Here is a 9,771-nt window from a genome sequence, read left to right on the forward strand (position 1 = left end):
TAAACAAAAAAACCGAGCACTTGGCTCGGTTTCGTTTGTTTGGTGCCCAGAAGAAGACTCGAACTTCCACGACCTTGCGGTCACCAGCACCTGAAGCTGGCGTGTCTACCAATTTCACCATCTGGGCATGGCGCTGATTTAATTAGATTTTTAGCAGGAGTGCAACTGAATTTTTGATTTTCTTGGAAAGGCGGGCGGGTGATTGGACAGGCGTGAGGGACGGGGCAGGGGAAGTGATCTACGCTGAGGACTGTTTTGCCGGACTTGACTTTTCACACCGCAAAATGCACAAAACCGAGCCAAGGCTCGGTTTCGTTGAATTGGTGCCCAGAAGAAGACTCGAACTTCCACGACCTTGCGGTCACCAGCACCTGAAGCTGGCGTGTCTACCAATTTCACCATCTGGGCAGAGCGTTGATTTCATTCGATATTTCGTTTGATTTCAACTACAACTAGGCAGTGCCGTCGTTGTGGGGCGCATCTTACGGAGGAGATTGAAGGCTGTAAAGCCCCCGTGCAAAAATAATTTGAAATAGCGAAAAGTCTCAGCAAATGCTGTCTTCGCGTTTCAATCTGGTATATGCCAAACTAATTACATACAGATAAGGTGAATTCATTCTAATGGCCGATTGGCAGTCCCTCGATCCCGAGGCCGCTCGTGAAGCGGAAAAATACGAAAACCCCATCCCAAGCCGTGAGCTGATTCTGGCGCACCTCTCCGAGCGCGGTTCGCCCGCCGCCCGTGAGCAGCTGGTGGAAGAGTTTGGCCTGACGACTGAAGATCAGATCGAGGCCTTGCGTCGCCGGCTCCGCGCCATGGAGCGCGACGCGCAATTGATTTATACCCGCCGTGGCACCTACGCGCCGGTCGACAAGCTGGACCTCATCCTGGGTCGCATCAGCGGCCATCGTGACGGTTTCGGCTTCCTGGTGCCGGATGACGGCTCTGACGACCTCTTCATGAGCCCTGCGCAAATGCGTCTGGTGTTCGATGGCGACCGTGCATTGGCGCGCGTCTCCGGCCTGGATCGTCGCGGTCGACGCGAAGGCGTGATCGTTGAAGTCATTTCCCGTGCGCACGAAACCGTGGTGGGTCGCTATTTCGAAGAGAGCGGCATCGGCTTCGTCCAGCCGGATAATCCAAAGATCCAGCAGGAAGTGCTGATCACCCCGGGCCGCAACAACGGCGCCAAGGTCGGTCAGTTCGTTGAGGTGAAAATCACTCACTGGCCGACGCCGCGTTTCCAGCCGCAAGGCGACGTGGTTGAAGTGGTGGGTAACTACATGGCGCCCGGCATGGAGATCGATGTCGCGCTGCGTACCTACGACATCCCCCATGTCTGGCCTGAAGCGGTGCTGAAAGAAGCCGCCAAGCTGAAGCCGGAAGTCGAAGAGAAGGACAAGGAAAACCGCGTCGATCTGCGCCACCTGCCCTTCGTCACCATTGATGGTGAAGATGCCCGCGACTTCGACGACGCCGTTTTCTGCGAAGCCAAGCCCGGCAAACTGCGCCTGTTCTCCGGCGGCTGGAAGCTTTACGTGGCCATTGCCGACGTCTCCAGTTACGTGAAGCTCGGTTCGGCGCTGGACGCTGAATCACAGGTCCGCGGTAACTCGGTGTACTTCCCCGAGCGCGTCATCCCGATGCTCCCCGAGCAGTTGTCCAATGGCCTGTGCTCGTTGAACCCATTGGTTGATCGCCTGGCGATGGTCTGCGAGATGACCATCTCCAAAACCGGCGAGATGACCGACTACGTGTTCTACGAAGCCGTCATTCACTCCCATGCGCGTCTGACCTACAACAAGGTCAGCTCGATGCTGGAGCATCCAAAAGCCGCCGAAGCCAAGCAGTTGCGCGAGCAGTATGGTGATGTCGTGCCACACCTGAAGCAGCTTTATGCACTGTACAAAGTGCTTCTTGGTGCTCGGCACGTTCGCGGTGCGATCGATTTCGAAACGCAGGAAACCCGGATCATTTTCGGCACCGAGCGCAAAATTGCCGAAATCCGCCCAACCACTCGCAATGATGCGCACAAGCTGATTGAAGAATGCATGCTTGCCGCGAACGTGGCGACTGCAGCGTTTTTGAAGAAGCACGAGATCCCTGCGCTGTATCGTGTGCACGACGGCCCGCCGCCTGAGCGTCTTGAAAAGCTGCGTGCGTTCCTTGGCGAGTTGGGTCTTTCCCTGCACAAAGGCAAGGACGGACCGACACCGAAGGACTACCAGGCGCTGCTTGAAACCATCAAGGACCGTCCGGACTATCACCTGATCCAGACCGTCATGCTGCGTTCGTTGAGTCAGGCGGTATACAGCTCCGATAACCACGGCCACTTCGGCTTGAATTACGAGGCGTACACGCACTTCACCTCGCCGATTCGTCGCTACCCGGACTTGCTGACCCACCGTGCGATCCGCAGCGTCATTCGCTCCAAGCAGGAAACGCCGCACGTTCGCCGTGCCGGCGCGCCCGCCATTCCGAAAGCGCGCATTTACCCGTACGACGAAGCGATGCTCGAACAACTGGGCGAGCAGTGCTCGATGAGCGAGCGTCGTGCTGATGAGGCGACCCGCGACGTCACGAACTGGCTGAAATGCGAGTTCATGAAGGACCGTGTTGGCGAGTCGTTCCCGGGCGTGATCACAGCCGTCACCGGTTTCGGTCTGTTCGTCGAGCTGACCGATATCTATGTGGAAGGTCTGGTTCATGTCACCGCATTGCCGGGTGACTACTACCACTTCGATCCGGTCCACCATCGTCTTGCGGGCGAGCGCACCGGCCGTAGTTTCCGCTTGGGCGACACCGTTGAGGTGCGCGTCATGCGTGTTGATCTTGACGAGCGCAAGATCGACTTTGAAATGTCGGAAAAAACCACCAGCGCCCCGATCGGGCGTAAGCGCCGGACGTCCGAAGCCGCTGCCGCGGCAGATAACGGTAAGAGTGCCAAAGACTCGTCGTCCGCCCCCAAGTCGGGTCGCCGGACCGCAAAAGAGCCTGTAGCTGAGGCTTATCGGCCAAGCGACGCAGCGGCCAAAAACGCCGAAGTGCGCAAAAGCCGTGAAATGAAAAAGGCGCTGCTGACTGAAGCCAAGGGTGGTAGCAAGGCATCTTCGGGAAAGTCAGGGAGTGATTCCGCTGGCACTTCCGGCAAGTCCAGCAAGCACCGTAAGGGTTCGTCGAAATCAGGCTCTGCCGCTGGAGACAGTGGCAGCGTGCGCAAACCTAAGGCCAAGTCATGAGTCAGCTGGAAAAAATCTACGGTGTTCACGCCGTAGAGGCGCTGTTGCGTCATCACCCGAAACGGGTCAAGCAGATCTGGTTGGCTGAAGGGCGCAGCGATCCGCGCGTGCAGGTGCTCATCGAACTCGCTGCACAGAATCGCGTTTCAGTGGGTCAGGCCGAGCGGCGTGAGATGGACGCCTGGGTTGAAGGTGTCCATCAAGGCGTGGTGGCGGATGTCAGCCCGAGCCAGGTCTGGGGTGAGGCCATGCTCGATGAGCTGCTCGACCGCACCGAAGGCCCACCGCTGATTCTGGTCCTGGACGGGGTTACTGATCCGCACAACCTCGGTGCCTGCTTGCGTACAGCCGATGCAGCGGGAGCACTCGCCGTCATCGTGCCCAAGGACAAATCTGCGACCCTGACGCCAACGGTGCGGAAAGTGGCGTGCGGCGCGGCGGAGGTCATTCCACTCGTGGCCGTGACCAACCTGGCGCGCACACTGGAGAAACTTCAGCAGCGCGGTCTTTGGGTTGTCGGTACCGCAGGTGAGGCCGAGCAGGAGTTGTATCAGCAGGACCTGACCGGCCCTACCATTCTGATCATGGGCGCGGAAGGCAAAGGCATGCGTCGCCTGACGCGAGAACATTGCGACTACCTGGTGCGCCTGCCAATGGCCGGCAGCGTCAGCAGTCTCAACGTTTCGGTCGCGACAGGCGTTTGTCTGTTCGAAGCCCTGCGCCAGCGCGCGGCTGCCAAGAAGTAGTGTCAGTGGCAAGCTGCAAGCCTCAAGTTCGAGCCGGTCACGCTCCGGCTTGTAGCTTGTAGCTTGTAGCTTGTAGCTTGTAGCTTGCGTCGCACCACCACTGTTCAAATATTCACCAATCTCCTTGCGCCCCTCTGACCCCTTCTCTACAATTGCGCCCCTTGCTGTCATGGCAGGCGCTGATGTGCCTGTCCCTGTGCAAGATAAACCAGTGTTATTCACTCCTTGTCTGACCGCTTTGGCGGCAGGCTACAACCCGTAAGGAGCATTCATGCGTCATTACGAAATCATCTTTCTGGTTCACCCGGACCAGAGCGAGCAAGTCGGCGGCATGGTTGAGCGTTACACCAAGCTGATCGAAGAAGACGGCGGCAAGATCCACCGTCTGGAAGATTGGGGCCGTCGTCAACTGGCCTATGCAATCAACAATGTTCACAAGGCTCACTACGTGATGCTGAACGTTGAGTGCACTGGCAAGGCTCTGGCCGAGCTGGAAGACAACTTCCGTTACAACGATGCCGTGATCCGTAACCTTGTCATCCGTCGCGACGAAGCTGTTACTGGCCAGTCCGAGATGCTCAAGGCTGAAGAAAACCGCAGTGAGCGCCGTGAGCGTCGCGACCGTCCTGAGCACTCCGACGCCGAAGGCGTTGATGGTGATGACAGCGACAACAGCGATAACGCTGACGAGTAATCCACGGACCTTTTGAGGAGCCCATTACATGGCACGTTTCTTCCGTCGTCGTAAATTCTGCCGCTTCACAGCTGAAAATGTGAAGGAGATCGATTACAAGGATCTCAACACCCTGAAAGCCTACGTATCTGAAACCGGCAAGATCGTTCCTAGCCGCATTACTGGTACCAAAGCTCGTTATCAGCGTCAGCTGGCTACCGCTATCAAGCGCGCCCGCTTCCTGGCCCTGTTGGCCTACACCGACAGCCACGGCCGCTGAGACCAGGTCGTCGACAAACGCAGTAAGGGATAGATCGCATGCGCGCCATGGCTGAATTCATCATGCGTGGCCGCATGCAGGCCACTCTCGTAGTGGTTGGATGTGCGGCATTGCCGCTGTTTTTCTGGTTGAGTGCTGCTGCGGGTTGCCTTGTGCTCCTGCGGCGCGGGACGAGCGACGCGTTAGGCGTCCTTGCCTGGGCTCTGCTGCCGGCTTTGGTCTGGTGGTATTTCGGTGAACCCCGCACCTTGATGGTGTTGCTGGGTTCATGGGGGTTGGCGGCCGTGTTGCGCGCCAGCGAGTCTTGGGTCCGCGTGCTGCTGGTCAGCGTGGCAGCAGGATTGTTGTATGCAGTGATTCTGGGCGCAGTGTTTCGCGAGCCCATCGAAGCCATGGCGGGGGAGCTGCAAAAGCTCTTGCCCCACGTCTTCGGTGATGTCTACCAGCAGATGTCGGTAGAAGAGCGAGCGCGTCTGGGGGCACTGATTACACCGGTTCTCAACGGCCTGATTGCAGCGTTGTTGCAGATCGTCAGCGTGGTATGCCTGATCCTTGGGCGGTACTGGCAGGCGTTGTTGTATAACCCGGGCGGTTTCGGGCGCGAATTTCGCAGCCTGAAACTCCCGCGGGCACCGATGCTGGTGCTGCTGGTGTGCATGTTGGTGGGGCCGAACTTCGGTCCTCAGCTGGCGATGCTGACACCGTTGTGCAGCGTACCGCTCATGTTCGCGGGTCTGGCCCTGATTCACGGTCTGGTGTCTGCAAAGCGCCTGACACGGTTCTGGCTGGTGGGGTTGTACGTCACGTTGTTGCTGTTCATGCAGCTGATCTATCCGTTGCTGGTGGTGTTTGCCATTGTCGACAGCCTGATTGATTTTCGCGGCCGGTTGGCGTCGAAAGACCCCGATAACGGTTCTGCGAACGGTGAAGGTTAAAGTTAAGAGGTTTTACCAAATGGAACTCATCCTGCTGGAAAAAGTCGCCAACCTGGGCAACCTGGGCGATAAAGTAAACGTTAAGGCTGGCTACGGTCGTAACTTCCTGCTGCCTTTCGGCAAAGCAACCGCTGCAACCGCTGCCAACGTGGCTGCGTTTGAAGAGCGTCGTGCAGAGCTGGAAAAAGCTGCCGCCGAGAAGAAAGCTTCTGCTGAAACTCGTGCTGCTCAACTGGCTGAGCTGGAAGTGACTATCACTGCCACCGCTGGTGACGAAGGCAAGCTGTTCGGTTCGATCGGTACTCACGACATCGCTGATGCACTGACCGCCTCTGGCGTTGAAGTGGCTAAAGCTGAAGTTCGTCTGCCGAACGGCACCATCCGTAACGTTGGCGAATACGACGTAGCCGTGCACCTGCACAGCGATGTTGAAGCTACCGTTCGCGTTGTTGTTGTAGCTGCTTAAGCAGTCTGGTTTCTGTGCCTCGGTGCAGAAGTCTGACCCGCTGATGACTCGTTCCTCAGCGGGTTAGCATTGGGCACGTTCCTGTTCGCAGGTCGTGCCCTTTGTCATTTCTGAGTATCCTGATTCAACCCCCCTGATTTCCGTGTGGCCATGAACGACATCTCCGCTCCCGAACAATATGATCTGCAAACCGCTGCCCTGAAGGTGCCGCCGCATTCCATCGAGGCCGAACAGGCTGTACTCGGTGGCTTGATGCTGGACAACAACGCTTGGGAACGCGTGCTCGATCAAGTGTCGGACGGTGATTTCTATCGACATGACCACCGTTTGATCTTCCGGGCCATTGCGCGCCTGGCTGATCAAAACATGCCCATTGACGTAGTGACCCTCGCCGAACAGCTGGACAAAGAAGGTCAGACTTCCCAGGTCGGCGGTCTGGGTTATCTCAGTGAACTGGCGAAAAACATCCCGTCGGTCGCCAACATCAAGGCTTATGCCCAGATCGTTCGTGAACGAGCGACCTTGCGCCAGTTGATCAGCATCAGCACTGAGATCGCTGACAGCGCGTTCAACCCGGAAGGCCGCAACGCCGCCGAGATTCTGGACGAAGCCGAACGGCAGATCTTCCAGATCGCCGAAGCGCGGCCAAAAACCGGCGGCCCGGTCAGCGTTACCGACTTGTTGACCAAGGCCATCGACCGCATCGATACGCTGTTCAATACCGATAACGCCATTACCGGCCTGTCTACCGGCTATACCGATCTGGACGGCATGACCAGTGGCCTGCAGCCGTCGGACCTGATCATCGTTGCCGGTCGTCCGTCCATGGGTAAGACCACCTTTGCCATGAACCTGGTGGAGAACGCGGTACTGCGCAGCGACAAGGCCGTTCTGGTCTACTCGCTGGAAATGCCAGGCGAATCGCTGATCATGCGTATGCTGTCGTCCCTGGGCCGCATTGACCAGACCAAGGTCCGTGCCGGCCGTTTGGAAGACGACGATTGGCCACGACTCACCTCGGCGGTCAACTTGCTCAATGATCGCAAGCTGTTCATCGATGACACGGCGGGCATCAGCCCATCGGAAATGCGCGCCCGGACCCGGCGTCTGGTGCGTGAGCACGGCGATATCGCCCTGATCATGATCGACTACCTGCAATTGATGCAGATTCCCGGTTCCGGTGGTGACAACCGGACCAACGAGATTTCCGAGATTTCCCGCTCGTTGAAAGCCTTGGCCAAGGAATTCAATTGCCCGGTGGTCGCGCTCTCCCAGCTCAATCGCTCCTTGGAGCAGCGCCCGAACAAACGTCCGATCAACTCCGACCTCCGGGAATCCGGAGCGATCGAGCAGGATGCTGACGTGATCATGTTTGTGTATCGGGACGAGGTTTACCACCCGGAAACCGAGCACAAAGGCATCGCCGAAATCATCATCGGCAAGCAGCGTAACGGCCCCATCGGCACCACGCGGCTGGCGTTCATCGGCAAATACACCCGCTTCGAGAACCTGGCGCCGGGCAGCTACAACTTCGACGACGATTAAGGAAACACAGAATTGTAGGGGCCAACTTGTTGGCGGCGTGGCGTACCTGGCACCCTCTCGCCAACAAGTTGGCTCCTACAGAAGAATTTTTTGTGTTCCGGCAAATCCGACCACCACCGTCGGACTTGATCAAAATTTGTGCTATATTCCGCGACCGCGATTTTTGCGAACGCAGATCGCTTTCCTGCACACCAACACCGGTCATCGACATGCAAGCAGCCAAGCCGTTATTTGACTATCCCAAGTACTGGGCCGAATGTTTCGGGCCAGCGCCTTTCCTGCCGATGAGCCGGGAAGAAATGGATCAACTTGGCTGGGATTCCTGCGACATCATCATCGTCACCGGTGATGCGTATGTGGATCACCCGTCCTTTGGCATGGCGATTATCGGCCGGCTGCTGGAGTCCCAAGGCTTCCGCGTCGGGATCATCGCCCAGCCAAACTGGCAGTCCAAAGACGACTTCATGAAACTCGGCGAGCCGAACCTGTTTTTCGGTGTCGCTGCGGGCAACATGGACTCGATGATCAATCGCTACACCGCCGACAAAAAAATCCGCTCCGACGACGCTTATACGCCAGGCGGCATGGCCGGCAAGCGTCCGGATCGCGCCAGCCTGGTTTACAGCCAGCGCTGCAAGGAAGCCTACAAGCATGTGCCGATCGTATTGGGCGGCATCGAGGCTTCGTTGCGTCGCATCGCGCATTACGATTACTGGCAGGACAAGGTTCGCAACTCGATCCTGATTGACGCCTGCGCCGACATCCTGCTCTACGGCAACGCCGAGCGGGCCATTGTCGAAGTCGCCCAGCGTTTGTCCTACGGTCACAAAATCGAAGACATCACCGATGTGCGCGGCACGGCGTTCATCCGTCGCGACACGCCGACAGGCTGGTACGAAGTGGACTCCACGCGTATCGACCGTCCGGGCAAGGTCGATAAGATCATCAACCCTTACGTCAACACCCAAGACACCCAGGCCTGCGCTATCGAGCAGGAAAAAGGGCCGGTTGAAGATCCGAACGAAGCCAAGGTCGTGCAGATCCTGGCCAGCCCGCGCATGACTCGAGACAAGACTGTCATCCGTTTGCCGTCCATGGAAAAAGTCCGTGGCGACTCCGTTCTGTATGCCCACGCCAACCGCGTGCTGCACCTTGAAACCAATCCGGGCAACGCTCGGGCCTTGGTTCAGAAGCATGGCGAAGTCGATGTCTGGTTTAATCCGCCACCGATTCCGATGACCACTGAAGAAATGGATTACGTGTTTGGCATGCCTTACGCACGTGTCCCGCATCCTGCGTACGGCAAGGAAAAAATCCCGGCCTACGACATGATCCGCTTCTCAGTGAACATCATGCGTGGCTGTTTCGGCGGCTGCACCTTCTGCTCGATCACCGAACATGAAGGCCGCATCATCCAGAACCGCTCCGAAGAGTCGATCATTCGCGAGATCGAAGAAATTCGCGACAAGGTGCCGGGTTTTACAGGGGTTATTTCCGATCTTGGCGGACCGACCGCGAACATGTACCGCATCGCCTGCAAGAGCCCGGAAATCGAATCCGCGTGCCGCAAGCCGTCCTGCGTGTTTCCTGGCATCTGCCCGAACCTGAATACCGATCACTCGTCGTTGATTCAGCTGTATCGCAGTGCCCGTGCCTTGCCAGGCGTGAAGAAAATTCTGATCGCTTCCGGCCTGCGCTACGACCTTGCGGTCGAGTCGCCGGAGTACGTCAAGGAACTGGTGACGCACCACGTCGGTGGCTACCTGAAGATCGCCCCGGAACACACCGAGGAAGGTCCGCTCAACCAGATGATGAAGCCGGGCATTGGCAGCTATGACAAGTTCAAGCGCATGTTCGAGAAGTACACCAAGGAAGCGGGCAAGGAG

At 57.7% G+C, this 9,771-nt stretch carries 8 protein-coding genes and 2 tRNA genes; 8 read left to right on the forward strand and 2 right to left on the reverse strand.

Going from position 1 to position 9,771, the window contains the following annotated elements; all coding sequences use genetic code 11:
* Positions 1–40 precede the first annotated feature (40 nt).
* Positions 41–127, reverse strand: a tRNA-Leu gene (locus VF672_RS19340).
* A 194-nt stretch (positions 128–321) separates the two neighbouring features.
* Positions 322–408, reverse strand: a tRNA-Leu gene (locus VF672_RS19345).
* Between the two features lie 213 nt (positions 409–621).
* Between VF672_RS19345 and rnr the strand changes: the two genes are divergently transcribed.
* The 8 genes from rnr to VF672_RS19385 form a co-directional block, all read left to right on the forward strand.
* Positions 622–3,240, forward strand: a complete 2,619-nt coding sequence (rnr, locus tag VF672_RS19350; protein WP_331106156.1) for a ribonuclease R — start codon at positions 622–624, stop codon at positions 3,238–3,240.
* Complete coding sequence (rlmB, locus tag VF672_RS19355) at positions 3,237–3,986, forward strand: 23S rRNA (guanosine(2251)-2'-O)-methyltransferase RlmB (protein ID WP_037015712.1); 750 nt, start codon at positions 3,237–3,239, stop codon at positions 3,984–3,986. Before rnr ends, rlmB begins: the two co-directional genes overlap by 4 nt.
* A 271-nt stretch (positions 3,987–4,257) precedes the next feature.
* Positions 4,258–4,680, forward strand: coding sequence for a 30S ribosomal protein S6 (rpsF, locus tag VF672_RS19360; protein ID WP_037015709.1), 423 nt, complete (start codon positions 4,258–4,260; stop codon positions 4,678–4,680).
* A gap of 28 nt (positions 4,681–4,708) precedes the next feature.
* Positions 4,709–4,939 carry a 30S ribosomal protein S18 gene (gene rpsR / locus VF672_RS19365; RefSeq protein WP_037015707.1) on the forward strand — a complete coding sequence of 77 codons (231 nt, stop codon included), beginning with the start codon at positions 4,709–4,711 and terminating at the stop codon, positions 4,937–4,939.
* A 38-nt stretch (positions 4,940–4,977) separates the two neighbouring features.
* Positions 4,978–5,874, forward strand: coding sequence for a hypothetical protein (locus VF672_RS19370; protein ID WP_331106157.1), 897 nt, complete (start codon positions 4,978–4,980; stop codon positions 5,872–5,874).
* Between the two features lie 19 nt (positions 5,875–5,893).
* Positions 5,894–6,340, forward strand: a complete 447-nt coding sequence (gene rplI, locus VF672_RS19375) for a 50S ribosomal protein L9 (RefSeq protein WP_065987794.1) — start codon at positions 5,894–5,896, stop codon at positions 6,338–6,340.
* 150 nt (positions 6,341–6,490) lie between these two features.
* On the forward strand, positions 6,491–7,885 hold the full coding sequence (gene dnaB, locus VF672_RS19380) for a replicative DNA helicase (protein ID WP_331106158.1): 1,395 nt from the start codon (positions 6,491–6,493) through the stop codon (positions 7,883–7,885).
* Positions 7,886–8,094: 209 nt separating this feature from the next.
* On the forward strand, positions 8,095–9,771 hold a 1,677-nt coding region (locus VF672_RS19385; protein ID WP_331106159.1), incomplete at its 3' end, for a YgiQ family radical SAM protein.

The organism is Pseudomonas sp., assembly GCF_036387035.1.
GTDB lineage: Bacteria > Pseudomonadota > Gammaproteobacteria > Pseudomonadales > Pseudomonadaceae > Aquipseudomonas.